The organism is Xanthomonas sp. XNM01, assembly GCF_014851915.1.
In the GTDB taxonomy this organism is placed as follows: Bacteria; Pseudomonadota; Gammaproteobacteria; order Xanthomonadales; family Xanthomonadaceae; genus Pseudoxanthomonas.
In genome coordinates, this window is sequence record NZ_JACVAP010000005.1 from 184,443 (window position 1) to 207,700 (window position 23,258).

Below are 23,258 nucleotides of genomic sequence, written 5' to 3' on the forward strand. Positions count from 1 at the left end.
GCCGCGCGCCGTGTCCAGGCAAGGCCAACGCTCAGGCCGCTTCGATCCTGACCAGGCGCAACGGGTTGTCCCATTCCTTCAGAAGTTCGGCCTCGCGCGCCTTCGCCGCGTGCAGATGCGCGTCCTTGACGTGGCCGTAGCCGCGGATCTGCTCGGGAATGCTGGCGATCTGTGCGGCCAGTTCCGCATTGCCGTGATCCAGCGTCGGCAGCAGGCGCTCGATGGTGGCAATGTAGTCGGCGATCAGCTGCCGCTCCATGCGCCGTTCGGCGGTGCGCCCGAACGGATCGAACGCGCCGCCGCGCAGCACGCGCAGCTTCGCCAGCCAGCGGAATGCGGTCAGCACCCACGGGCCGTATTCCTGTTTCTTCAGGCGGCCGTGCTCGTCCTTCTTCGCCAGCAGCGGCGGCGCCAGGTGGAAGCGCAGCGTGTAGTCGCCTTCGAACTGCTGCTGCAGCCGGCGCTGGAACTCGCCGCTGGTGTACAGGCGCGCGACCTCGTACTCGTCCTTGTAGGCCATCAGCTTGAATGCATAACGGGCCACGGCCTCGGACAGCGCGCTGGAACCGGGGGCGCGCGCCTGCTCGGCGCCGCGCACGCGATCGACCAGCTCCGCGTAGCGACGTGCGTAGGCGGCATCCTGGTACTCGGTCAGGAAGGCGACACGACGCGCGATCAGCTCGTCAAGGCTGCGCGACAGGCGCAGGTCGTCCAGCGGCAGTGCCGCGATCTCGCCGGTGGCGGTGTCCAGCGGCGAGGCCGGCGACGGGCCCGCCTGCGCACGCTCGGGCAGGCCACGCCAGTCGCGCGCGGCTGCGGTCGGCTGCGGCGCGCTGGTGCTGCCCCATTCGCTGCCTTCCCACTCGCCCGGCGGCAGCGGATGCAGGCCATCGGCGAGCGTCTCGCTGGCAGTGGTCGGGTTGCGCACCAGGCCCGCCGCAGTGGCCACGGCCTGTGGATCGACCGCGGCCAGCCGGCCCCAGGCGAACGCGCTCCGGTTCATCTCGACCGCGGCGCCGTTGAGTTCGACCGCACGCATCAGCGCCTCGAACGACAGCGGTACCAGGCCCTGCTGCCAGGCGTAGCCGAGCATGAACAGATTGGATGCGATCGCATCGCCGAGCAGTGCGGTGGCCAACTGGGTGGCATCGAGCAGCAGCGGCTCGCGCCCGCCGAGCGCGACGCGCACGCCGGCGATGATGTCGCTGGCCGGGAACTGCATGTCCGGCCGTGTGGTGAAGGTGCCCGGCATCGCCTCGTAGGTGTTGAGCACCACTTCCGAGCGTTCGCCGCGGACCTTGGACAGCGCCCAGTAGTCGTTGACCACGACCATGTCGCAGCCCAGCACCAGGTCGGCCTCGCCGGCGGCGATGCGTACGGCGTGGATGTCGGCCGGTGCGCGCGCGATGCGGATGTGGGTGGTGACCGCGCCGCCCTTCTGTGCCAGGCCGGTCTGGTCGAGCACGGTCGCGCCCTTGCCTTCCAGGTGGCCGGCCATGCCGAGCAGGGCGCCGATGGTGACCACGCCGGTGCCGCCGACGCCGGTGATCAGGATGTTCCAGGGCTGGGCCAGGTCGCTGCGGAACACCGGTGCGGGCAGGGTGTCGAGCAGCGTTGCCGCATCGATCTTGCGACCCTTGCGCGGCTTGCCGCCGTGCACGGTGACGAAGCTGGGGCAGAAGCCTTCGACGCAGGAATAGTCCTTGTTGCAGTTGGACTGGTCGATCTCGCGCTTGCGCCCGAACTCGGTCTCCTTCGGCAGCACCGATACGCAGAAACTCTTCCTGCCGCAGTCGCCGCAGCCTTCGCAGACCAGCGAATTGACCATCACCCGCTTCTGCGGGTCTTCCAGCCTGCCGCGCTTGCGCCGGCGCCGCTTCTCGGTCGCGCAGGTCTGGTCGTAGATCAGGATCGACACGCCCTTGATCGTGCGCAGGCGCTTCTGCACGTCGTCGAGCTCGGCGCGGTCGAAGAACTCGACGCCGGGCGGGAACAGCTCGCGCCGGGACCACTTCCCGATCTCGTCGCTGACCAGCACGATCGTGTCGATGCCCTCGGCCCGCATCTGGTGGGCGATGTCGGGCACGGTCAGGGTGCCGTCGACCGGCTGGCCGCCGGTCATCGCGACCGCGTCGTTGTAGAGGATCTTGTAGGTGATGTTCACCTTCGCCGCGACCGCCTGGCGGATCGCCAGCGAGCCGCTGTGGAAATAGGTGCCGTCGCCCAGGTTCTGGAACACGTGCGGGGTGTCGGTGAACGGCGCCTGCCCGGCCCAGGTCACGCCTTCGCCGCCCATGTGGGTGAAGGTGTCGGTGGCCCGGTCCATCCAGGTCACCATGTAATGGCAACCGATGCCGGCCAGCGCGCGCGAGCCTTCGGGCACCACGGTCGAGGTGTTGTGCGGGCAGCCGGAGCAGTAGTGCGGCACGCGCGGGAAGTTGGCGCGTGGCAGCGCCATCTCCGCTTCCTTCTCGTCCATCCAGCGCAGGCGCTGCTCGATCGACTCGGTGCTGAAGAAACGCTGGATGCGGCGGCCGATCACGCCGGCGATCGTGGCCGGGGTCAGCTCGCCGGTGGACGGCAGGATCCATTCGCCTGCCTCGTCGTACTTGCCGACGATGCTCGGGCGGCGGCCGGCGCTGGCCGGCCAGTTGTAGAACTGTTCCTTCATCTGCCGCTCGATGAAAGCACGCTTTTCCTCGACGACGATGATGTCCTCGAGTCCCTGCGCGAAGCGGGCGATGCCCTGCGGTTCCAGCGGCCAGGTCATGCCGACCTTGTAGACGCGGATGCCGATGTCGCGGCAGGCGGTCTCGTCCAGGCCCAGGTATTCCAGTGCCTGCAGCACGTCGAGGTAGCTCTTGCCGGTGGTGACGATGCCCAGCCGCGCCTGCGGCGCGTCCATCACCACCTTGTCGACGCCATTGGCGCGGGCGAACGCCTGCGCGGCGGCCACCGCGTAGCGGTGCAGCCGCATCTCCTGGTCCAGCGGCGGGTCGGGCCAGCGGATGTTGAGCCCGCCCGGCGGCAGTTCGAAGTCCTCCGGCAGCACGATCCGGCGCGCGAACGGATCCACATCCACCGAGGCGGACGACTCGACGGTCTCGGCGATGGTCTTGAAGCCGATCCAGCGGCCGGTGTAACGGCTCATCGCCCAGCCGACCAGGCCCAGGTCGAGGATGTCCTGCACCCCGGCCGGGTTGAGCACCGGCATCATCGCGCTGACGAACTCGTCCTCGCTGCCGTGCGGCAGGGTCGAGCTGCGGCAGGCATGGTCGTCGGCGGCCAGCGCCAGCACGCCGCCATGCTTCCAGGTGCCGGCGGCGTTGCCGTGCTTGAACACGTCGCCGCAGCGGTCCACGCCCGGGCCCTTGCCGTACCACATGCCGAACACGCCATCGACATTGGCGCCGGGAAACAGGTTGGTCTGCTGCGTGCCCCAGACCATGGTCGCGCCGAGGTCCTCGTTGAGGCCGGGCTGGAAGCGCACCTTCGCCGCCTCCAGGTGCTTGCGCGCACGCCACAGCTCCAGGTCGAAGCCGCCCAGCGGGCTGCCGCGGTAGCCGCTGACGAAGCCGCCGGTGTCGAGGCCGGCGGCCTGGTCGCGCAGCCGCTGCATCAGCGGCAGGCGCACCAGCGCCTGCACGCCACTCAGATAGATGCGGCCGTTGCTGCGGGTGTACTTGTGCTCGAGACCGTAATCGAGGTCGAGCTGCGGGAAGTCGGCGGAGTCTGGCGAAGTCAATGCTGCGGTACTGGTCATGGCTGGCCCTGGCGGCTGGCAGGCCGAACGAGGCCGGCCATGGACGCGCGCGATGATATCAAGTCGGCCCGTGCAGGCCGCGGACACGCCGCGTGCCTGCGCTGGTATGGTGTGGGCCAGGCCGGGGAGGCCTCTACTGTCGGGGGACATGAGTGAAGACGTTGCGGATCCCGCTTGCCTTCGGGTTGGCGCTCTACTGCATTCTCGGGCACGCGCAGACGCTGTCGGAGCCCAAGGAGTTCTATTTCGACCAGGACGCGAGCACGACCCGCGCGATCGTCGCAGTACCGGGAGAAGGGGATGCGGTCGTCGACCGGCTTGCCGCTAACGTGCAGCGAAGGCCGCAGGATGCCGAATCCCGGGCCCAGCTCGCCCGGATCGCGATGCAGGACGGACGCCAGGAACTGGGGGGCGAGCTCTACCGCGCCGCGCAGCAGGTGGCACGCGGCAACGCCAGGATGCTGCGTGCGGTGACCTGGAACCATGGCTGGGACCTCTACCGTGCAGGGCAGCCGCAGGCCGCGCTCGACCAGTGGGCGATGCTGCTGGGAGGGTGGCCAACGGCGCCCGCATGGCAACCGCCGACGCTGGCGCTGGTGCTTTGGACGCTTGGCCGGCGCGATGAAGCGGTCCGCTGGTATGCGGCGGCCGCGCGTACCGAGCCGACGGCCTGGCGCGATCCGGCGAACTTCCCCTCTCTGCTTCCCGGATGGACGGACGAGGAACGCAAGGTGCTCGGCGAAGTGTTCGAAGCGTGGAACGCCAACCCGCCGACATGGCCCTGAGTAGTTGACATTGCGACCGCTCGCGGCCGTCCCGGGTGGCGGCCGCAGTCGGTGTCCGTCGCATGACGCCGAAGCCCACGATGATCGCCGGCTTGCGGTGCGTCCTCGGGGCCGCGCAGACTTCCGCTGACGCACACGGCGTCGCCCGACCGGATCCGTGTCCCGATGGCGCTTGATGCCTTTGCCCTGATCCTGGCCATGCTGGCGCTCGGCATGGCCATGGGGCGCACCTCGCTGTTGCCCGGCAACGCGTCCGAGGTGCTCAACCTGGTGGTGCTGTACGTCTGCCTGCCGGCGGCGGTGCTGCTCTACGTGCCGCGCCTGCAGATGCACGCGTCGCTGCTGGGCGTGGCCGCCACGCCGTGGCTGCTGATGATCGCGACCTGGGGGCTGGTGTGGCTGGCCGCGCGGCTGTGGGGATTCCGCCGCGACGCGTACGCGGTGCTGCTGCTGTGCGTCGGCCTGTGCAATTCCAGCTTCATCGGCTATCCGATGATACGCGCGCTGCTGGGCGAGGACGCGGTGCAGTACGCGGTGGTCTACGACCAGTTCGGCACCTTCGTGCTGCTGTCCACCGTCGGCCTGTACGTCTGCGCCCGCTACAGCGGCGACACCCCGCCCGATGCCCGCACGATCCTGCTGCGCATCGTCCGGTTCCCGCCGCTGTGGGCGCTGCTGCTGGGGCTCACCGTGATGCCGGCGCAGCCTCCGGACTGGATCGGCGCGGGCCTGCGCCGCCTGTCCGAGGCGATGCTGCCGCTGGTGATGCTGGCGGTGGGCCTGTCGATCCGGCTGCGGCTGCCACGCGAGGAGCTGGGACCACTGGCGACCGGACTGGTGCTGAAGCTGCTGGTGATGCCGGCCATCGCGCTGCCGCTGTCGCTGCTGTTCGGGATGCAGGACCTGATGCTGCGCGCGAACGTGCTGGAGTCGGCGATGCCGACGATGATCTCGGCCGCCGCGCTCGCGATGGCGCATGGGCTGGCGCCACGTCTGGCCGCCGCGCTGGTCGGTTATGGGATCGTGCTGTGCCTGGTCACGCTGCCGGCGTGGGCCTGGCTGCTGGCACGGCTGCCCGGTTGAGCGCTGCCGCACGCACCCGTTTGGGCCGGGTGCTACCGTCATCGCATGCACTGGACAAGGCGTCGGTGGATGGGGGAACAGGGCATGCGGCGTCGACATGGGATGCTGGTCGGATGCATCGCCGCGTTGCTGATCGCGGCTGACGCTGCGGCGTCTGATCCGGTGGTGCCAGTGGCCGCGCCAGTGCACGTGGCGCCGGCAGTGGGATCGGCGTCCGAAGATGATGCGCTGCCGCCGCTGCTGATTGAATGGCAGACAGCCCATGCCGAGGCGGTCTGCGCGCATCTGCGTGGGTTGGCCGCCGCAGACGATGCGCGCGGCCTGGCGGTTGCGGCACTGCTGTCGCCGATGGCGATGGCGCCCGATGGCAGCAGCGAGGAGCTGCCGCGGGACGTCTGGCTTGCGCGCGCCGTGACGCTGGGAACCGGCGATCCGCTGGTGCTGTGGCTTCAGGCTACCCGCTGCAGCACCGATCCGGCCTGCGATCAGGAGACTGTCCTGGCCGCGCTGAAGGGGCTTGTCGGCGAGGATCTGGACGTGCGGCTGTTGGCGCTGTCCGCGGCAATCGGGCGCGGCGACGCGTCCGCCGCAGCCGCGCATCTGCATGCGGCCGTGGAGAGTGACCGCGTGCTCGATCCGTTCAACGGCTGGACGCGTCTGCTGTACGCCGAACTGCTGGCGATGCAGGCACCTGCACCGAGTCCGGAGGTGGCCGGGATGGCGGGCGAACTGTTCGATTTCGGCCGCCCGGTGACGGTGGCAGATGTCGCTGGTGTCAGCGCGCTGGCTGTTGCAACGGCGTTCGTTCTCCCCGCCACCGCGCACCTGACGCGGTTCTGCCGGGCCGACGCGCAGGAGCGGCGCGACGATTGCCTGCGCGTGTATGCGCGTCTGGCGGAAGGTCGTTCGCTGATGGAGGCATCGATTGCCGTGGTGTCGGGCGTCGAGCTCTCCGGGTTGCAGACCGACCAGGCGGATCGGCACGTCTGGCGCGAGCGCCTGCGGCAGAATGCCTGGCTGCGTCAGCACGTGCCGGTCGTGCCTGGCGAGGTCCTGCCGTTGGACTACTTCGAACGTTTCATCGAGGCCGGCGAGCTTGCCGCGCTGGGCGATCGCCTCGCAGCCGCCGGTCTGCCGCGTCAGGCGCCGGACGGTTGGCTGCCTGACGATGCACGCCTGCGGAGGCTGATCGTCAAGGGGCGCGAGTCGGAACCCGAGGCGGCGCGGGGCGATTGAGCCGCGGCTGCTGGCCGGCATGGCGCCGGCCAGCGCCCTGCCGGCGTTCAATCCGCCGGTACGGTCCGCTCGGCCGCCCAGGCGCGCAGCGCTGCGACCTGTTCGGCCATCACCACCGACAGCGGCCGCGTGCTGCGCAGTTCGTCCATCAGCAGCGGGGTGTCCAGCAGCCGCTGTTCGGCGTGCGCGGCGTACAGGCCGGAGACGATGGCCTGCTCGATCTCGGCGCCGGAGAAGCCGTCGGCGGCCGCGGCCAGCGCCGGCAGCTGGAAGCCGTCCGGATCCAGTCCGCGGTTGCGCAGATGCAGGCGCAGCAGTTCGACCCGGGTGTCGGCATCGGGCAGGTCGACGAAGAAGATCTCGTCGAAGCGGCCCTTGCGCAGCAGTTCGGGCGGCAGGTGCTGGACCTGGTTGGCGGTGGCCACCAGGAACACCGGCGTCCTGCGCTCGGCCATCCAGGTCAGCAGGTAGCCGAGCACGCGCCGCGACACGCCGCCATCGCTGTCGCCGCCGTCGCCGGCCAGGCCCTTCTCGATCTCGTCGATCCACAGCACGCAAGGTGCCAGCTGGTCGGCCGATGCCAGCGCATCGCGCAGGTTCTTCTCGGTCTCGCCGTGGTACTTGGCGTACAGCGTGCCGAAATCCAGACGCAGCAGCGGTACGCCGAAGCCGCCGGCGATGGCCTTGGCCAGCAACGACTTGCCGCAGCCCTGCACGCCCAGCAGCAGCACGCCCTTCGGCGGCTCCAGCCCGGGCGGCGGACTGGCCGCGGCGAACACCGGCCGGCGCTGGCCGATCCAGCGCTTGAGTCGCCGCGCACCGGCGACCTCGTCCATGCCGGCAGTGTCGTATTCGTAATGCAGGTGGCCGCTGCGGTTGAGCAGCTCGAACTTCAGCTTTGCCAGCTGCGGCAGGTCGGAGGCGGTCAGCGCGCCGTCGGCATGGATCAGCTGGCGGGCGATGCGGCGCGCATCGGTCAGGTCCAGGCCCTGCAGGTGGCGCACGATCTGGCGGACCGCGTCCTCCTCGGCTTCGACCCGGCGTCCGCCATGCTCGCGCGCGTAGGCGGTGGCCTCCTCGCGGACCATCTTCAGCAGCGCGTTGGCATCGGGAAGACGCGGCACGAAGCGCACCGCCAGCGGTTCCAGGTCGGCCGGCAGCTCGACCTTGCGCCCGACCAGCACCACCACATGCGGCTCGCAGCCGCGGCGCTGGATGATGTCGCGCAGCAGGCGCTGGTGGCTGGCGTAGCCCAGGTAGGGGTGGAAATCGAGCAGCAGGTAGATGCCGCGCTGCGGCGCCTGGCGGATCGCGTGCAGCGCGTAGCTCGCATCGGGCGGGCCCTCGGCGGCGTCCTCGCGGTCCAGGTCGAGGCGGCGCAGGCCCTCGGTGATCGTCCAGCGGTGCAGCGCGCGCCAGGTCTGCATCAGCGCCTGCCGGAACAGGTCGACCACCCGGTCCTCATCGAGGGTTTCGATGACGATCAGCGCGGTGTTGGCGCGGATCAGGGCGGTCAGGTCCTGCAGCTGGCTCATGGCGCATCCGGTGCGTGGGGCGGCCACGATAGCAGGCCGGCCGGCCTTCCTACCGCCCTCACCGGCCGCGGTGTACCCTGCGCCCAGCCTGTCCGGAGAACCCGTAGATGAAGACGATCCTGGTGGCCGGTTCCAAGGGCGGGGTGGGCAAGACCACCATCGCCACCCATCTGGCGGCGCACTCCGCGCTGCAGGGCCGACGCACGGTGCTGGCCGACGCCGATCCGCAGCATTCGGCCACCCGCTGGGCCGAACGCCGGGCCGCCCTGGACAGCGCGGTCCTGCCGATCGACGCCAGCCGCCGGCGCGCCTGGCGGACCTGGCTGCCGGACGACGCCGACCAGGTGGTCATCGATGCGCCCGCCGGCGCGCTGGCCGAGGACCTGGAGCACTTCATCGAACATGCCGACGCGATCGTCGTGCCGGTCCAGCCGTCGGCGCTGGACATCGAGGCCACGGTCGGCTTCCTCAACACCCTGGCCAAGGTGCAGCGCGTGCATGCGCGCAAGCTGCCGGTCGGGCTGGTGCTGAACCGGACCAAGCCCTGGACCAACGCGTCCCAGCAGGCGCTGGAGATGCTCAGGACCTGGCCATACCCGGTCGTGGCCCAACTGCGCGACACCCAGGCGTACGTGGTGCTTGTCGGCCTGGGGCGCAGTCTGTTCGACTATCAGTCGGCCCACGTGCGCGATCATCAGGCGGACTGGGAGCCCTTGCTGAAATGGCTCGCCAGGGCCTGACACGATTTCTCGGAGAACCTGCATGCGTCAACTGATCCTGCTGCGCCACGCCAATGCCGAACCCGCCGGTCCCGGCCAGGCCGACCTGGACCGCCCGCTGTCGCCGCAGGGGCTGGCCGAGGCCGAGGCGGCCGGGCGCTGGCTGGCCGAGCAGGGCCTGCTGCCGGACCGCATCCTGTGCTCGCCGGCGCGGCGTACCCGCGAAACCCTCGAAGCGGTGCTCGACATCAACGGCTACGTCGAGCAGCGCCTGGAGCCCTCGATCTACGAGGCCACGCCCGGCACGCTGATGGGGCTGGTCGATGCCCACCGGGACGTCGAGCGGCTGCTGCTGGTCGGCCACAATCCCGGCATGGAACGGCTGGTGGCGCTGCTGCACAGCGGCCAGTCCGGCGACTACCGCGGCATGCCCACCGCTGCGGTGGTGGTGCTGTCGCTGCCGGCGCAGGCCGCGATCGAACCGGGGATCGGACGCCTCGACGCCTTCTGGTGGCCCTGATCCCATGCGGATCGCGCTGGCCTGCTGGCTCGCCCTGCTGCCGGGGCTTGCGGCGGCCTCGGCCGAGCCGGCGCCACTGCCGGTCGAGCGGATCGACGAGACCCGCAGCACCCTCGGGTTCGAGGTCAGGACCCGGCTGGGACAGCGGCTGGAAGGTCGCTTCCCGCGCTTCGAGGGCAGCGTGGACACCTTGCCTGACGGCCGGCATCGGGTACGCTTGCGCATCGCCACGGCCGCGGCCGAGATTCCACGCGGGCCGCGTTACACCGACTGGATGCGCAGCGACCGCTTCTTCGACACGGTCCGCCATCCGTGGATGGAGTTCGTCTCCGACCCGTATCCGGCCACGCTGCTGCGCACCGGCGGCGAACTGCGCGGCACCCTGACCCTGCGCGGCATCCACAAGGAGGAAACCCTGGACATGCAGCCTGCGACCTGCGCGCGGCCCGGCCACGACTGCGACGTGGTGGTCGAAGGCGACATCCGCCGCAGCCGCTACGGCATGGACGACTGGCAGCTGGCGCTGTCCGAGCGCGTGCGCTTCGTGATGCAGGTACGGCTGGCGGAGCGCGCGACGCCGTGAACCCGATCCTCCGCGTCCTGGTGCTGCTGGCGCCATTGCTGGCCGGTGCGTGCAGCACCCTGTCGACGGCCGAGCGCGAGCGTGCGGTCGCGATCGCGGTCGAGGCGCGCGAGACCGCGCTGACCTGCGATCGCGCCGACCGCTGCGCCGAGCGCTCGCCGCTGCGCACCCTGGCCGGGCAGGCCTTCGCCGATTCGACCACCGCCCAGCCGCGGCATTACGCGCTGATCCTGGACGAGGGCGGCGACGCGCTGCTGGCGCGGCTGAACGTGATCCGCAGCGCGACCCGCCGGATCGACCTGCAGACCTACATCTTCGACAAGGACGACAGCGCCCGCCTGGTGCTGGACGAACTGATCGCCGCGGCACGGCGCGGCGTGCGCGTGCGGCTGCTGATCGACCAGCTGTCGGCGATCGCCGACCTGAAGATCCTCGGCGCTCTGGCCGGCACGCACCGCAATCTCGAACTGCGGATCTACAACCCGACCTTCGACCTGGCCACGCCGAACTACCTGCATTACTCGGCCAGCGTGCTCTGCTGTTTCCGCCGGTTCAACCAGCGCATGCACAACAAGCTGCTGGTGGTCGACGACGCGATCGGCATCGCGGGCGGGCGCAACTACCAGGACGACTATTACGACTGGGACGGCGAGTACAACTTCCGCGACCGCGACGTACTGGTGGCAGGGCCGGAAGTGCATGCGATGGAGCGCAACTTCGACGCCTACTGGAACGACCCGCGCAGCGTGCCGGTCGAACGCCTGCGCGACATCGGCCGGCTGCTGCTGGACTCCGGCGTGCCGGCCATGCCAGAGGCGACGCCGCGCCGCCCGGGCCGGCTGGCGCGGATGTCGGCGCTGGCCAGCGATCCGCAGGTGGTGCACGAGCGCCTGGTCGCGCATGCGCTGCCGGTCGGTGCGGTCGAGTACCTGGCCGACCTGCCGCAGAAGCACCATGACGACCCGACCCCGGAGAATGCCGGATCGGCCGGGCTGGGCGAACTGATCGCGCAGGCGCAGGACGAGATCCTGCTGCAGACGCCCTACCTGGTGCTGTCCGACCATGCCCGCGCGCTGTTCGGGCAGCTGCGCGCGCGCGAGTCGGCGCCACGGGTCCGGGTGTCCACCAACAGCCTGGCGGCCACCGACAACCCGATCGTCTATGCGCTGACCTACAAGTACAAACGCCGGCACGTGCGCGAGCTGGGGTTCGACATCTTCGAGTACAAGCCGTTTCCCGAGGATCCGCCGGTCGACCAGGCGCTGGCGGCCTGGCAGCCGGGCGACGAGAGCGAGTCGAGGGTGGCGCGCAGCGAACTGCCTGGCGGCAGCGTGGGCGGCAGCCGCGGGAGCGGTGGTGGCGAGGACCGCCAGGTGCAGGACAAGCTGCGCACCGAGACCCGGCCGTCGTTCCTGCGCGCCAGCCGGCCGGCGAACCGGCCGGTGCCGGTGACCCGCGATGGGCCGCGCATGGGCCTGCACGCCAAGTCGCTGGTGATCGACCGCCGGATCGGCATCATCGGCACCCACAACTTCGATCCGCGCAGCGAGAACTACAACACCGAGGCGGTGGTGGTGATCGAGGATCCGGCGTTCGCGCAGGCGCTGGCGGCCAGCATCGAGCGCGACATCGCGCCGGGCAACTCCTGGACGATCGCGCCGCGGGTCAAGCCGCCGGTGCTGTCGGGGCTGAACTACAGCATGGGCAAGGTGCTGGAGGCCTCGCCGGTGCTCGACATCTGGCCATGGCGCTATGCCACCAACTACGCGTTCGTGCCCGGCCCGGACTGTCCGCAGCCGCTGCCGCGCCGCGATCCGCGGTTCCACCAGTGCTACCAGCCGGTCGGCGATTTCCCCGAGGTGCGGATGGGGCCCAAGACCCTGTTCACCCGGATGCTGACCGCGTTCGGTGCGGGACTGGTGCCGATCCTGTAGCGCGGCGTTGGGCGATAATCCCCGGCTCGCCGCTTCCCGGATCTTCGCGATGGCCTTTCTCGCTCCCGTTTCCGTCGACGACCTCAACCGCCTCTCGCAGGGGACGCTGATCGAGCATCTGGGCATCGTCTTCACCGAAGCCGGCAGCGACTGGCTGCGCGCGACGATGCCGGTCGATCCGCGCACCCGCCAGCCGTACGGCCTGCTGCATGGCGGCGCGTCGGTGGTGCTGGCCGAGACCCTGGGCAGCAGCGCCGGCAACCTGTGCCTGGATACGCGCGAGCGGATGGCGGTGGGCCTGGAGATCAATGCCAACCACCTGCGTGCGGTGCACGAGGGCATCGTCACCGGCACCGCGCGCGCGGTGCACGTCGGCCGCAGCACCCAGGTCTGGGACATCCGCATCGAGGATGCGCGCGGCCGCCCGACCTGCGTGTCGCGGCTGACCCTGGCGGTGGTGCCGATGGCCGGTGCGGCCTGACCGCGCCGCGCCGGCGCCGCGTGGGGACATGGCCGATACGCAAGCCGTCGGCCATCCGGTATCGTGCGTGCCCATGAACCAGCCCCCCACCCGCGCCGCCACCGCTGGCGGCGTCATGCGTCCGCTGCGCTATCTGCTCCGCCTGCCGCTGCTGGCGCTGCACCTGCTGGTCTGCCTGCCGTTGACGCTGCTGTGCCTGCTGCCGCCACTGGCCGCACGCCAGGTCGGCGACGAGCGGCTTGCCGACCGCGCGGTCAGGGCGTGGTCGAGCGGGCTGATGTGGATCTTCGGGTTCCGCCTGCGGCGGTTCGGAACGCCGCTGCAGGGTGCCGCCCTGTTCGTCGCCAACCACGTCAGCTGGGTCGACATCGAGGTGCTGCACAGCCAGCGGATGATGGGGTTCGTGGCCAAGCGCGAGATCGCCGACTGGCCGGTGGTCGGCTGGCTGGCCACGCAGGGGCAGACCATCTATCACCAGCGCGGCAGCACCGACTCGCTCACCGGCGTGCTCGAGCAGATGGTCCAGCGCCTGCGCGAAGGCAAGGGCGTCGGCGTGTTCCCGGAAGGGCGCACCCGCGGCGGCGAGGAGGTCGGTCCGTTCCATGCGCGCATCTTCCAGGCGGCGGTCGAGGCGCAGGTGCCGGTGCAGCCGGTGGCGTTGCGTTACGGCGTCGACGGCAGCGCGCAGACCGTGGTCGCGTTCGGCCCGCGGGAGAGCTTCTTCGCCAATTTCCTGCGCCTGCTCGGCGAGCCGGCGCGGTTGACCGAGGTGCACTTCCTGGCGCCGATCCCGCCGGGCGAACTCGATGGACGCCGACGCATGGCCGAGCTGTCGCGCGAACGGATCCTGGCGGTGATGGAACGCTGAACCGCACGGCGGGCACTTGCGGCGCGCGTGGTGCGGTGCAGTAATGACGGCTTACGTCACGGAACGCCGCCCATGCTGAATGCCGCCGACTACCGGCCGCCACGTCTGCTGCGCAACCCGCACCTGCAATCGGTGCTGGGGTCGAGCAGCCTGCGGCGCCGGCGCGGCCTGCAGGCGCTGGCCGAACTCGGCGCTTCGACCAGCGACCACATCCTCGACGGCGGTGGCGATGTCCGCCTGCAGGGGTGGCACAGCACGCTGCCCGGGCGCACGCCGCGCGGGATGGCACTGCTGCTGCACGGCTGGGAGGGCAGCGCCGAGTCCGGTTACATGCGCCTGACCGCCGCACGCCTGCTGGCCGATGGCTTCGACGTGTTCCGGCTCAATTTCCGCGACCACGGCGACACCCACCACCTCAACCGCGACCTGTTCCACTCCAACCGCATCGACGAGGTCGTGCATGCGGCGGCCGACATGGTGCGCCGCTTCCGCGTCCACGACCTGGTCGTGGCCGGCTATTCGCTGGGCGGCAACTTCGCGCTGCGGCTGGGCCTGCGCGCGGCGGTGGCCGGCCTGCCGCTGCGCAGGATCGCCGCGGTCTGCCCGCTGGTCGACCCGGCGGCGACGATGCTGAGCATGGAGCAGGCGCCGCAGATCTACGACTGGTACTTCCGCCGCAAGTGGCGCAGCTCGCTGCTGCGCAAGCGCGCGCTGTTCCCGGACCTGCACGCCTACGACGATGCGACACTGGCGTTGGACATGCGCAGCCTGATGGGCTGGCTGGCGCAGCGCCACGCCGGCTTCGCCAGCCTGGACGCCTACTTCGACAGCTACTCGATCGCCGGCGAACGCCTGCGCGAGCTGCAGGTGCCGGCCGACATCCTGATGGCCGAGGACGATCCGGTGATCCCCTGCGACCATTTCCGGAGCTGGACGCTGCCGGAGGCGGCCCGGCTCGAGGTCGCGCACTGGGGCGGCCATTGCGCCTTCGTCGAAAGCCTGCGTGGCGACGGTTTCGCCGAACGCTGGGTCGCCGAGCGCCTGGGCGCGGCCTTGCCGGCGGGTTGAGCGGGCAGGCTACACTGCGGGTTTTCAGCTTGGAAAACCCGGATGCAGGACAGAGTTCGCGACGCCCTCCAGCGCGGCGCCATCGACGAGGCGCTGGCCACGGCGAGGGGTTGGGTCGATACCGCACCCACCAGCGTCGATGCACTGCGCGGGCTGGGCATGGTGTTGGCGGAGGCCGGCCTTGGCGAGGAGGCCCTCGCCAGCATCGACCGTGCGATCGAACTGGCGCCCGACGACGCCGGGCTGCATCTGCAGCGCGGCGCGCTTCTGGCCCGGGTAAGAAAGCTCGATGATGCGCAGGCAGCGCTCGCTCACAGCCTCGGGCTCGATCCCAACCTGTTCCCGGCCTATGTGGTCAAGGCGCAGCTCGCGCTTGCGCGTGGCGACGTCGACGAGGCCGAACGTCTTGGAACGGTCGCCACCCGGATCGCCCCTGGCGATCCGCAGTTGATCTCCATCGATGCGGCCATCGCGCTGCGACGCGGTGATGTCGACCGTGCCCTGAAGCTGGCGACATCGAACATGGAGGCGCTCGGGAGCGATCCGCAATTGCTGTCGATTCTGGGTGCAGCCTATCTTGCGAAGCGGCACTGGGCGTTCGCCGAACAGGCGTTCCGGCGTCTGCTGGAAGCGCGCCCCGACCAACATGCGGTGCGTGCGGTGATCGCGCGTCTGGCGCAGCTGCAGGGCCGTCCGGCCGAAGCGGCCGATCTGCTGGGGCCGCTGCTGCAGGCAGACGCCGGCGATGCGGACGAACTGCGCCTGGTCGCGGTGTCCTACGAACTCCAGGCGGGCCGCACCGCGCAGGCGCTGCTGCATCTCCGCCTCCTGCTGGCACGGCACCCGGGCGATCGCCGCGTGCTCCAGACGCTGCTGGCGGTCTGGCGTCTCGAGGGTGGACAGGAGGCGCAGGCAACACTTGAGGCTGCGCTGGCCACGCATGCGACGGTTTCCGACCTCTGGGCCACGCGCCTGCTGCTCGAAGTGCCGGGAAGCTCCGCGGCGCTGGACGTGGTGCGGCGCTGGAATACGGCGATGCCCGAGCATGGGCCTGCACTGGAGGCTGGCCTGATGTGCGCCGGTCACGCAGGCGACGCGTCGGAGTCGGAGCGTTTCGCACGTGCACTGGTCGCGCTCGACCCCCGCCATGTAGTGGCCGAACAGGTCATCGTCGAATCGATGATGGCCGCCGAGCCGGATGCCGCGATGGAACGTGCGGATGCGCTGATCGCCGGTACCTTGGCCGACGGCGTGCACGATCTCCGCAGCTGGAAAGGCTGGCTGCTGGACCGGCACGCACGTACCGCGGATGCGGTACGCATCTGGGCCGCGCAGCATCGCGAGCCGCTGGGACAGCGGATGGCATTGCCGACGATCACGCGTGCCGACATGGCCGGATCTGCCCCGGCAGAGGCAATGTCGGGGCCGACGCGTACCTTGCTGCTGTGGGGCGCTCCGGGGTCGGGCATCGAGCGGCTGGCCGATGTCATGGGTCGCCTGGGGGCGCCGGTACTGGTCGACCGCTTCGGCCCGTCGTCTCCTGCCGACCCCCTGCAATGGAAGGAAACCGCGCAACGCCTGGTGGATGGGATGCTGCGTGGTGACGAGGTGCTGGCGCAGTGGCGCGATGGTCTGCGCGCGCGTGGCGCGTCCAGCGATCACGTCATCGACTGGCTGCCCTGGTGGGACAATGCGCTGGTGCCGGTGCTGCGCGAGGGGCTCCCCACCGGTCGCCTGCTGACTGCGATTCGTGATCCGCGCGACATGCTGCTCGACTGGCTGGCCTTCGGCAGCCCACTGCCGTTGGCTCCCGGTGAGCCGCCAGCGGCGGCGCACTGGCTGTCGCAGGCGCTGACCCAGCTGGTCGATCTGGAGCAGTGCGGCGCGTATCCAGTGACGATCCTGCGCGTCGACGAATCGCTGCTGCATCCGCAGCTGCTGATCAACCAGCTGGCCGAAGTGCTGGGTGCCGGAGTGCCGGACGTGCCGGCGCTCCCGCCACAGCGGCGCCTGCCGCCCGGTCGCTGGCGCGCCTACGGCGCCGAGCTGGGCGATGCGTTCGCCGTGCTGACGCCGGTCGCGGTGCGGCTCGGCTATTCCGATACCTGATTCCGAGGAGAAGACCATGCATATCTGGAGCGACAGTTTCGAACCCCGCGGCCCGATCGCGGCCGAATTCGCCGCCGGTGGTCCCGACGGCTTCGCCGGCAACCGCAACCCGCACCTGGCCTGGGACGAGGTCCCGGCCGGGACCCGCTCGTTCGCGCTGCTGTGCATCGATCCGGACGCGCCGACGGTGCCCGAGACGGTCGGCCGCGACGACCTGCAGATCCCGGTCGAGCAGCCGCGCGGCGACTTCGTGCACTGGACCGTCGTCGATCTGCCGGCCGACCTGCGCACGATCGCCGCGGGCAGCTGCAGCGCTGGCTTCACTGCGCGCGGCAAGCAGGCGCCTGCCGGGCCTGCCGGCGCACGCCAGGGCCTGAACGACTACACCGGCTGGTTCGCCGGCAACGCCGACCTGCAGGGCGAGTACCGCGGCTACGACGGTCCGTATCCGCCGTTCAACGACCTGCGCCTGCACCGCTACTTCTTCCGCCTGTTCGCGCTGGATGTGGACCGGCTGGAGGTGCCGGAGCGCTTCACCGCGGCCGACGTGTTCGCGGCGATGCACGGCCATGTGCTGGCCGAGGCGACGGTGTACGGGACCTACACGCTCAACCCGGCGGCGTCGCCGGCGTGATGGATGCCGGGCACGCGCGGCGGCGCCGCGCATGCCCGGCCGATGGGGGCGCAGCCGGCCTGCTCCTGGCTGCGCTCGGGCATGCCGCATCACGCGATGATGCGCACCGCGTCGACCTGCGCGACGGCGCGCGTTCTGCAGGACGGTCGCCGTCGATGGGCCGCCTTCGGGTCGCGTGTGCCAGGTAGCGGCTGCCACCGCACCGATGTCCAGCAGCGGCATGACCGCCGGCATGCGCATCCACGGTGCGCACGCCGGCCCGCTCGTTGCACGGACGTGCCAGCCGAAACGTGACGAGCGCACCGGCAGAGCAGGGGTTCCTTCTCCCCGCGGCAGCGGCTCAGCGCTGGACGCTTTCCGACTCCACCACCATGTCGAGCACGTAGGCATGGCGCGAGGCGTCGGCCGGCACGTCGGTGCGGGTGTAGCGGTCGACGCGCAGCACGTTGCGGATGCCCGCTTCGTGCGTGTACCCCTCGATCGGCTCGTAGAAATGCTGCCAGTCGCCCGGCTCGCCGGCCTTCAGCCCGTTGTCGTCGTAGCGGAGCTCGCGCACCTGCAGGCACTGGCTGTCGGGAATCAGCGGATGGCTGCACGGCTTCGTCTCGGCCGCCACCTCCAGGAACAGGCGTTCGGGTGTGCCGCCGAAACGCGTGGCCGCGGTGGGGTGGCCGGCGAAGACCAGGCGCTCGCCGGCGCCGGTGACCAGAGTCAGGCGCGGCGGCTCGCCGGCAGAAATCTGCGCGGTGACGGTGCCCTCCAGGCGCTGCCCGACCGCGGCGTCGAGCGCGTTGATCGCCGGATCGGCGCAGGCCATCTGGGTGGCGGCCATCGCTGCGGTGGTCAGCCGTTCGCCGTCCAGGGTGTAGGCGCCGGACATCCGGTTGCAGGTATTGGACACCCCGACGCGGCCGTCGACGAAATCCAGCTGCACCGGCGCGTCCGGCCGCACCAGCAGCGCGTCGATCCGCGTGCCTGCGCGATCGCTGGCCTCGATCAGCCGCCAATGGTGGCCGCCGAGCAGCGCGGCCGTCGCGGCGGTCGAGGCCGCGGGCACGGCCGCTGTCGTTGCCGGGGCGGAGGCGGCCGGCGGTGTGGCGGGGGCCGGATCGCCGGACCCACCGCAGGCCGTCAGGACCAGCGGCAGCAGCAGGAGCAGCGACGGAAACGGGGGCAGCGTCTTCATGGGTGTCTTCTCGCAGGACTGGCACCGCAGTGCCGACAGGGAGACCAACGGCCGACCGGCCCGGAGGGGGTTGCCAACGGGTGCCGACGCCGGGCCGCGGTCAGCTGCCGGCCGGCATCAGCAGCAACAGCAGCGCGCCGAGCACGATCCGGTAGAGGGCGAAGCCGGTGAAGCGGTGTGCCTTGATGTAGCCCATCAGCCAGCGCACCACGATGAAGCCGGTGATGGTGGCGGCGACGAAGGCCACGGCGACGTCGCCCCAGGCCTCGTCGCCGAGCGTGCCATCCACGGCCAGCTCCAGGAAGGCGTAGCCGCTGGCGGCGAACATGGTCGGGATGCCGACCAGGAATGCGAACTCCGCTGCCGCCGAGCGCCGGCTCAGGCCCAGCAGCATCGCCAGGAAGATCGTCGTGGCCGAGCGCGAGGTGCCGGGAAACACGCCGGCGACCACCTGCGCCAGGCCGACCGCGATCGCGACCTTCCAGGTGATCACCGCGCTGTCTGGCAGCTTGCCGGCGTAGTGCTCGGCCGCCAGCATCCAGATGCCGCCCAGGATCAGCGCGATCGCCACCGGGGTCACCGTCTCCGGCAGCTCCCAGCCGGCCAGCCGCACCGGCAGGCCGACCAGGGCGGTGACCAGGAACGCGACCGACAGCTTGAGCGCGTAGTCGCGCAGCACCGGGTCGTTCCAGCCGGTCGCCAGGCCCCACAGGCGGCGGCGGAACACCAGGGTGGTGGCGAGGATCGCACCGGCCTGGATCACGATGTTGAAGAAGTCCGAGCGCTCGCCCAGCCAATGCTGGGCGATCAGCAGGTGGCCGGTACTGGACACCGGCAGGAATTCGGTCAGTCCTTCGAGGATGCCGAGCAGCAGGGCCGCGAACAGATCGTGCATGGAGATGGGGCAGCGAAAGGCGGCGGCCAGCATACGCCAGCGTCCATGAACTTCAATGTGCACCAAAGTGGGGCGTACGGCGCCCGCATGGAGTGCGCCAAGATGGTGCATCGGCACCAAAGCGAACGGCATCATTCATTCAAATCAATGACTTGTGCATGCCGGAAAGTTGGCACGGGCCGTGCTACAGGGTTCGTACCCATCAACCCGAGGTTGTTAGCGATGTCCGTGGAAACCGTTGAGAAGCTGATCAAGGACAACAAGGTCGAGTACGTCGACCTGCGTTTCGTGGACATGCGCGGGGTCGAGCAGCACGTGACCTTCCCCGCCAACATCGTCGAGCCGGCGCTGTTCGAGGAAGGCAAGATGTTCGACGGCTCCTCGATCTCGGGCTGGAAGGGCATCAACGAGTCGGACATGGTCCTGATGCCGGATGCCGACAGCGCCTACCTGGATCCGTTCACCGCCGATCCGACCGTGGTCATCACCTGCGACATCCTCGACCCGGCCACCATGCAGGGCTACGGCCGCTGCCCGCGCGGCATCGCCAAGCGCGCCGAGGCTTTCCTGAAGTCCTCCGGCATCGCGGACCTGGCCTTCTTCGGTCCGGAGCCGGAATTCTTCATCTTCGATTCGATCCGTTTCGCCAACGAGATGGGCCACACCTTCTTCAAGATCGAATCCGAAGAAGCGGCGTGGAACACCGGCACCGAGTACGAAGGCGGCAACAGCGGCTACCGTCCGGGCGTGAAGGGCGGCTACTTCCCGTGCGCGCCGACCGACTCGCTGCACGACCTGCGCGCCGAGATGTGCAAGACCCTGGAAGAAGTCGGCATCGAGGTCGAGGTCCACCATCACGAAGTGGCGACCGCCGGCCAGTGCGAGATCGGCACCAAGTTCAGCACCCTGGTCAAGAAGGCCGACGAGCTGCTGCGGATGAAGTACGTGATCCGCAACGTCGCCCACCGCAACGGCAAGACCGCCACCTTCATGCCCAAGCCGATCGTCGGCGACAACGGCAGCGGCATGCACGTGCACCAGTCGCTGGCCAAGGACGGCAAGAACCTGTTCTCCGGCGACGGCTACGGCGGCCTGTCGCAGCTGGCGCTGTGGTACATCGGCGGCATCTTCAAGCACGCCAAGGCGATCAACGCCTTCACCAACGCCGGCACCAACAGCTACAAGCGCCTGGTCCCGGGCTTCGAGGCGCCGGTGATGCTGGCCTACTCGGCCCGCAACCGGTCGGCCTCGTGCCGCATCCCGTGGGTGTCCAACCCGAAGGCGCGCCGCATCGAGATGCGCTTCCCCGATCCGCTGCAGTCCGGCTACCTGACCTTCGCTGCGCTGATGATGGCCGGCCTGGACGGCATCAAGAACCAGATCGACCCGGGCGCGCCGAGCGACAAGGACCTGTACGACCTGCCGCCGGAAGAAGAGAAGGAGATCCCGAAGGTGTGCTCGAGCCTGGACCAGGCGCTCGAGGCGCTGGACGCCGACCGCGACTTCCTCAAGGCCGGTGGCGTGTTCTCCGACGATTTCATCGACGGCTACATCGCGCTGAAGATGCAGGAAGTCACCAAGTTCCGCGCGGCCACCCACCCGCTGGAATACCAGCTGTACTACGGCAACTGATGCCGTGAGTGAGGCATGGACGGCTGGGGAGCCGTCCATGCGACGTCCGCAGCGGCAGGTGCCGGTGCGGGCCGCGGGAGAGAGAAGCAGCACAGGGGAAGAGAGACGATTCAAGGGCCTGCCAGACCTCCCCCACAGAAGTCGCATGCAGCCTGCGAATCAGTAAGCCGCCGCCAGCACGGGGCGGCCATGTTGGACGGAACACCAGGCCCACCGGGCCTGGTCGACCGTGGCCGATGTTCCGAATCGCCCGGCCCGCGCGGCCGGTCCCACCACCATCGGGATATGAACATGAAACTGATCACCGCCATCATCCGGCCGTTCAAGCTCGACGAAGTGCGCGAAGCACTCGCCCAGGCTGGCGTGTCGGGCATCACCGTGACCGAAGTCAAGGGCTTCGGGCGCCAGAAGGGCCACACCGAGCTGTACCGCGGCGCCGAGTACGTCGTCGATTTCCTGCCCAAGATCAAGATCGAAACCGTCGTCACCGACGACCGCCTGGACGCGGTGCTGGAAGCGATCCAGCAGTCGGCCGGCACCGGCAAGATCGGCGACGGCAAGATCTTCGTCACCGCCGTCGAGCAGGTCATCCGCATCCGTACCGGCGAAATCGGCGCCGACGCGATCTAACCATCACCCGGAGTGAGCCCATGAACATCCGTTTCCTGGCCGGGTGGAAGACCCGGTTCTATTCCGTCTGCCTGCTGATGCTGGTGACCGCGCTGGCGACCACCGCATTCGCCGGCAACGCCGTCGCCCAGGAGGCCAGCGCGCCGCCTGCCGAGGCCGCCACCGAGGCTGCCGCGGAGACCGCGGACGTCGCGGCCGATGCGGCGGTCGCCTCCGCCGAGGTTGCCCAAGCGGCAGCGGCCGAGACCGTCGTCGCGGCCGCCGAAGCCACTGAAGAAGCGGCCGCCGAAGCGCCGGCCTTCGACAGTGGCAACGTCGCCTGGATGCTGACCTCGACCCTGCTCGTCCTGCTGATGGTCGTGCCCGGCCTGGCCCTGTTCTACGGCGGCATGGTCCGCTCGAAGAACGTGCTGTCGGTGCTGATGCAGGTGCTGGTGGTGTACTCGGTGGTCGTGCTGGTCTGGGTGTCCTACGGCTACAGCGCCGCGTTCACCGAGGGCAATGCGTTCTTCGGCTCGTTCACCGAGAAGGCGTTCCTGAAGGGCATCACGCCCGACACCGATGCCGGCGGCCTGCCCGAGTTCCTGTTCATCGTGTTCCAGTCGACCTTCGCCGGCATCACCACCGCGCTGATCGTCGGTTCGTTCGCCGAGCGCATCAAGTTCAAGGCCGTGCTGTTCTTCTCCGTGCTGTGGGTCACCTTCGGCTACCTGCCGATGGTGCACATGGTGTGGAGCGGTGAGGCCGGCTTCCTGGCGCACAAGGGCGTGATCGACTTCGCCGGCGGCACCGTGGTCCACATCAACGCGGGCGTCGCGGGCCTGATCGGCGCGTACTTCCTGGGCAAGCGCCTGGGCTACGGCAAGGAAGCGCTGAAGCCGCACAGCGTGCCCTACACCTTCATCGGCGCCTCGCTGCTGTGGGTGGGCTGGTTCGGCTTTAACGCCGGCTCGGCGCTGGCCGCCGACGCCGCCGCGTCGCTGGCGATGATCAACACGATGGTGGCCACTGCCGCCGGCGTGGTCGGCTGGACCCTGGTGGAAGCGATCGCCAAGGGCAAGCCGTCGGCACTGGGCGGTGCCTCCGGCGCGATCGCCGGCCTGGTCGGCATCACTCCGGCCGCCGGCAGCGTCGGCCCGATGGGCGCGATCGTCATCGGCCTGGCCGCCGGCGTGATCTGCGTGTGGGGCGTCAACGGTCTGAAGCGCCTGCTGGGCGCGGACGACAGCCTGGACGTGTTCGGCGTGCACGGCATCGGCGGCATCGTCGGCGCGGTGCTCACCGGCGTGTTCAGCGATGCCTCGCTGGGCGGCACCGGCATCGACGTGTCGATCGGCGCGCAGGTGTGGGCGCAGACCTTCAGCGTGCTGGTCACCATCGCCTGGTGCGCCATCGTCACCAGCGTGATCATGCTGCTGACCAAGGTGCTGTTCGGCCTGCGCGTCAGCGAGGAAGCCGAACGCGAAGGCCTGGACATCAGCTCGCACGGCGAGCGGGCCTACGAAGGCTGAGCGACATCCGGTCCGTGGCCCCGACGCCACGGACCGGTCCGAGTCTGGAGGCCGCGGCCCGGTGCCGTGGCGTCTCCAGCGCTGTG

General features: G+C 69.9%; 19 protein-coding genes. 15 read left to right on the plus strand and 4 right to left on the minus strand.

All coding sequences use genetic code 11. The features are described from left to right. Window positions 1–31: 31 nt before the first annotated feature. Window positions 32–3,763 carry an indolepyruvate ferredoxin oxidoreductase family protein gene (locus IB242_RS17490; protein ID WP_192282566.1) on the minus strand — a complete coding sequence of 1,244 codons (3,732 nt, stop codon included), beginning with the start codon at window positions 3,761–3,763 and terminating at the stop codon, window positions 32–34. Window positions 3,764–3,924: 161 nt separating this feature from the next. On the opposite strand from IB242_RS17490, the gene IB242_RS17495 reads away from it, so the two are divergent. The 3 genes from IB242_RS17495 (at window position 3,925) to IB242_RS17505 (ending at window position 6,867) form a co-directional block, all read left to right on the plus strand. Then, the gene (locus IB242_RS17495; RefSeq protein ID WP_225540809.1) at window positions 3,925–4,548 is read left to right on the plus strand and encodes a tetratricopeptide repeat protein; all 624 of its coding nucleotides are present in this window, start codon (window positions 3,925–3,927) and stop codon (window positions 4,546–4,548) included. 165 nt (window positions 4,549–4,713) lie between these two features. Next, window positions 4,714–5,631: an AEC family transporter gene (locus IB242_RS17500; RefSeq protein ID WP_192282568.1), complete on the plus strand. Its 918-nt coding sequence runs from the start codon at window positions 4,714–4,716 to the stop codon at window positions 5,629–5,631. A gap of 69 nt (window positions 5,632–5,700) precedes the next feature. Next, window positions 5,701–6,867: a hypothetical protein gene (locus IB242_RS17505; protein ID WP_192282570.1), complete on the plus strand. Its 1,167-nt coding sequence runs from the start codon at window positions 5,701–5,703 to the stop codon at window positions 6,865–6,867. 47 nt (window positions 6,868–6,914) lie between these two features. Here the strand turns inward: IB242_RS17505 and IB242_RS17510 are convergent, their stop codons facing one another. Beyond that, a complete protein-coding gene (locus tag IB242_RS17510) occupies window positions 6,915–8,402 on the minus strand; it encodes an AAA family ATPase (RefSeq protein ID WP_192282572.1) in 1,488 nt (495 codons plus the stop codon). Window positions 8,403–8,509: 107 nt separating this feature from the next. Between IB242_RS17510 and IB242_RS17515 the strand changes: the two genes are divergently transcribed. The 9 genes from IB242_RS17515 to IB242_RS17555 all read left to right on the plus strand — a co-directional run bounded on the left by IB242_RS17515 (window position 8,510) and on the right by IB242_RS17555 (window position 17,318). Beyond that, window positions 8,510–9,142, plus strand: a complete 633-nt coding sequence (locus IB242_RS17515) for a ParA family protein (RefSeq protein ID WP_192282574.1) — start codon at window positions 8,510–8,512, stop codon at window positions 9,140–9,142. A gap of 22 nt (window positions 9,143–9,164) precedes the next feature. Then, window positions 9,165–9,641 (plus strand): histidine phosphatase family protein, encoded by a 477-nt coding sequence (locus IB242_RS17520; RefSeq protein WP_192282576.1) that lies wholly within the window; start codon window positions 9,165–9,167, stop codon window positions 9,639–9,641. A gap of 4 nt (window positions 9,642–9,645) precedes the next feature. Next, window positions 9,646–10,224 (plus strand): YceI family protein, encoded by a 579-nt coding sequence (locus tag IB242_RS17525; RefSeq protein ID WP_192282578.1) that lies wholly within the window; start codon window positions 9,646–9,648, stop codon window positions 10,222–10,224. Beyond that, window positions 10,221–12,158: a phospholipase D family protein gene (locus IB242_RS17530; protein WP_192282580.1), complete on the plus strand. Its 1,938-nt coding sequence runs from the start codon at window positions 10,221–10,223 to the stop codon at window positions 12,156–12,158. Before IB242_RS17525 ends, IB242_RS17530 begins: the two co-directional genes overlap by 4 nt. 49 nt (window positions 12,159–12,207) lie before the next feature. Continuing rightward, window positions 12,208–12,639, plus strand: a complete 432-nt coding sequence (locus IB242_RS17535; RefSeq protein ID WP_192282582.1) for a hotdog fold thioesterase — start codon at window positions 12,208–12,210, stop codon at window positions 12,637–12,639. Between the two features lie 73 nt (window positions 12,640–12,712). Beyond that, window positions 12,713–13,507 carry a lysophospholipid acyltransferase family protein gene (locus tag IB242_RS17540; protein ID WP_192282584.1) on the plus strand — a complete coding sequence of 265 codons (795 nt, stop codon included), beginning with the start codon at window positions 12,713–12,715 and terminating at the stop codon, window positions 13,505–13,507. A gap of 75 nt (window positions 13,508–13,582) precedes the next feature. Continuing rightward, a complete protein-coding gene (locus IB242_RS17545; protein WP_192282736.1) occupies window positions 13,583–14,575 on the plus strand; it encodes an alpha/beta fold hydrolase in 993 nt (330 codons plus the stop codon). Window positions 14,576–14,617: 42 nt separating this feature from the next. Beyond that, entirely contained in the window at window positions 14,618–16,684 is a 2,067-nt protein-coding gene (locus tag IB242_RS17550) for a tetratricopeptide repeat protein (protein WP_192282586.1), read from the plus strand. A 16-nt stretch (window positions 16,685–16,700) separates the two neighbouring features. Next, entirely contained in the window at window positions 16,701–17,318 is a 618-nt protein-coding gene (locus tag IB242_RS17555) for a YbhB/YbcL family Raf kinase inhibitor-like protein (RefSeq protein WP_192282588.1), read from the plus strand. A 340-nt stretch (window positions 17,319–17,658) separates the two neighbouring features. On the opposite strand, the gene IB242_RS17560 is transcribed toward IB242_RS17555, so the two are convergent. Both IB242_RS17560 and IB242_RS17565 read right to left on the minus strand, forming a co-directional pair. Next, window positions 17,659–18,504: a DUF4377 domain-containing protein gene (locus IB242_RS17560; protein WP_192282590.1), complete on the minus strand. Its 846-nt coding sequence runs from the start codon at window positions 18,502–18,504 to the stop codon at window positions 17,659–17,661. Window positions 18,505–18,604: 100 nt separating this feature from the next. Further along, window positions 18,605–19,399 (minus strand): undecaprenyl-diphosphate phosphatase, encoded by a 795-nt coding sequence (locus IB242_RS17565; RefSeq protein WP_192282592.1) that lies wholly within the window; start codon window positions 19,397–19,399, stop codon window positions 18,605–18,607. 222 nt (window positions 19,400–19,621) lie between these two features. Here IB242_RS17565 and glnA point away from each other — a divergent pair, with 222 nt between their 5' ends. The 3 genes from glnA (at window position 19,622) to IB242_RS17580 (ending at window position 23,172) form a co-directional block, all read left to right on the plus strand. Beyond that, on the plus strand, window positions 19,622–21,031 hold the full coding sequence (gene glnA / locus IB242_RS17570; protein WP_192282594.1) for a type I glutamate--ammonia ligase: 1,410 nt from the start codon (window positions 19,622–19,624) through the stop codon (window positions 21,029–21,031). A gap of 291 nt (window positions 21,032–21,322) precedes the next feature. Next, complete coding sequence (locus IB242_RS17575; RefSeq protein ID WP_192282596.1) at window positions 21,323–21,661, plus strand: P-II family nitrogen regulator; 339 nt, start codon at window positions 21,323–21,325, stop codon at window positions 21,659–21,661. Window positions 21,662–21,681: 20 nt separating this feature from the next. Continuing rightward, the gene (locus IB242_RS17580) at window positions 21,682–23,172 is read left to right on the plus strand and encodes an ammonium transporter (RefSeq protein WP_192282598.1); all 1,491 of its coding nucleotides are present in this window, start codon (window positions 21,682–21,684) and stop codon (window positions 23,170–23,172) included. The last annotated feature ends 86 nt before the right edge of the window (window positions 23,173–23,258 follow it).

What these genes read in the sequence shown, in the direction of transcription:
- IB242_RS17490 (WP_192282566.1), bottom strand. Translation starts at nt 3,763, where the DNA reads ATGACCAGTACCGCAGCATTGACTTCGCCAGACTCCGCCGACTTCCCG.
- IB242_RS17510 (WP_192282572.1), bottom strand. Translation starts at nt 8,402, where the DNA reads ATGAGCCAGCTGCAGGACCTGACCGCCCTGATCCGCGCCAACACCGCG.
- IB242_RS17550 (WP_192282586.1), top strand. Translation starts at nt 14,618, where the DNA reads ATGCAGGACAGAGTTCGCGACGCCCTCCAGCGCGGCGCCATCGACGAG.
- IB242_RS17580 (WP_192282598.1), top strand. Translation starts at nt 21,682, where the DNA reads ATGAACATCCGTTTCCTGGCCGGGTGGAAGACCCGGTTCTATTCCGTC.
- IB242_RS17560 (WP_192282590.1), bottom strand. Translation starts at nt 18,504, where the DNA reads ATGAAGACGCTGCCCCCGTTTCCGTCGCTGCTCCTGCTGCTGCCGCTG.
- IB242_RS17500 (WP_192282568.1), top strand. Translation starts at nt 4,714, where the DNA reads ATGGCGCTTGATGCCTTTGCCCTGATCCTGGCCATGCTGGCGCTCGGC.
- IB242_RS17520 (WP_192282576.1), top strand. Translation starts at nt 9,165, where the DNA reads ATGCGTCAACTGATCCTGCTGCGCCACGCCAATGCCGAACCCGCCGGT.
- IB242_RS17555 (WP_192282588.1), top strand. Translation starts at nt 16,701, where the DNA reads ATGCATATCTGGAGCGACAGTTTCGAACCCCGCGGCCCGATCGCGGCC.
- IB242_RS17535 (WP_192282582.1), top strand. Translation starts at nt 12,208, where the DNA reads ATGGCCTTTCTCGCTCCCGTTTCCGTCGACGACCTCAACCGCCTCTCG.
- glnA (WP_192282594.1), top strand. Translation starts at nt 19,622, where the DNA reads ATGTCCGTGGAAACCGTTGAGAAGCTGATCAAGGACAACAAGGTCGAG.
- IB242_RS17505 (WP_192282570.1), top strand. Translation starts at nt 5,701, where the DNA reads ATGGGGGAACAGGGCATGCGGCGTCGACATGGGATGCTGGTCGGATGC.
- IB242_RS17575 (WP_192282596.1), top strand. Translation starts at nt 21,323, where the DNA reads ATGAAACTGATCACCGCCATCATCCGGCCGTTCAAGCTCGACGAAGTG.
- IB242_RS17565 (WP_192282592.1), bottom strand. Translation starts at nt 19,399, where the DNA reads ATGCACGATCTGTTCGCGGCCCTGCTGCTCGGCATCCTCGAAGGACTG.
- IB242_RS17525 (WP_192282578.1), top strand. Translation starts at nt 9,646, where the DNA reads ATGCGGATCGCGCTGGCCTGCTGGCTCGCCCTGCTGCCGGGGCTTGCG.
- IB242_RS17540 (WP_192282584.1), top strand. Translation starts at nt 12,713, where the DNA reads ATGAACCAGCCCCCCACCCGCGCCGCCACCGCTGGCGGCGTCATGCGT.
- IB242_RS17515 (WP_192282574.1), top strand. Translation starts at nt 8,510, where the DNA reads ATGAAGACGATCCTGGTGGCCGGTTCCAAGGGCGGGGTGGGCAAGACC.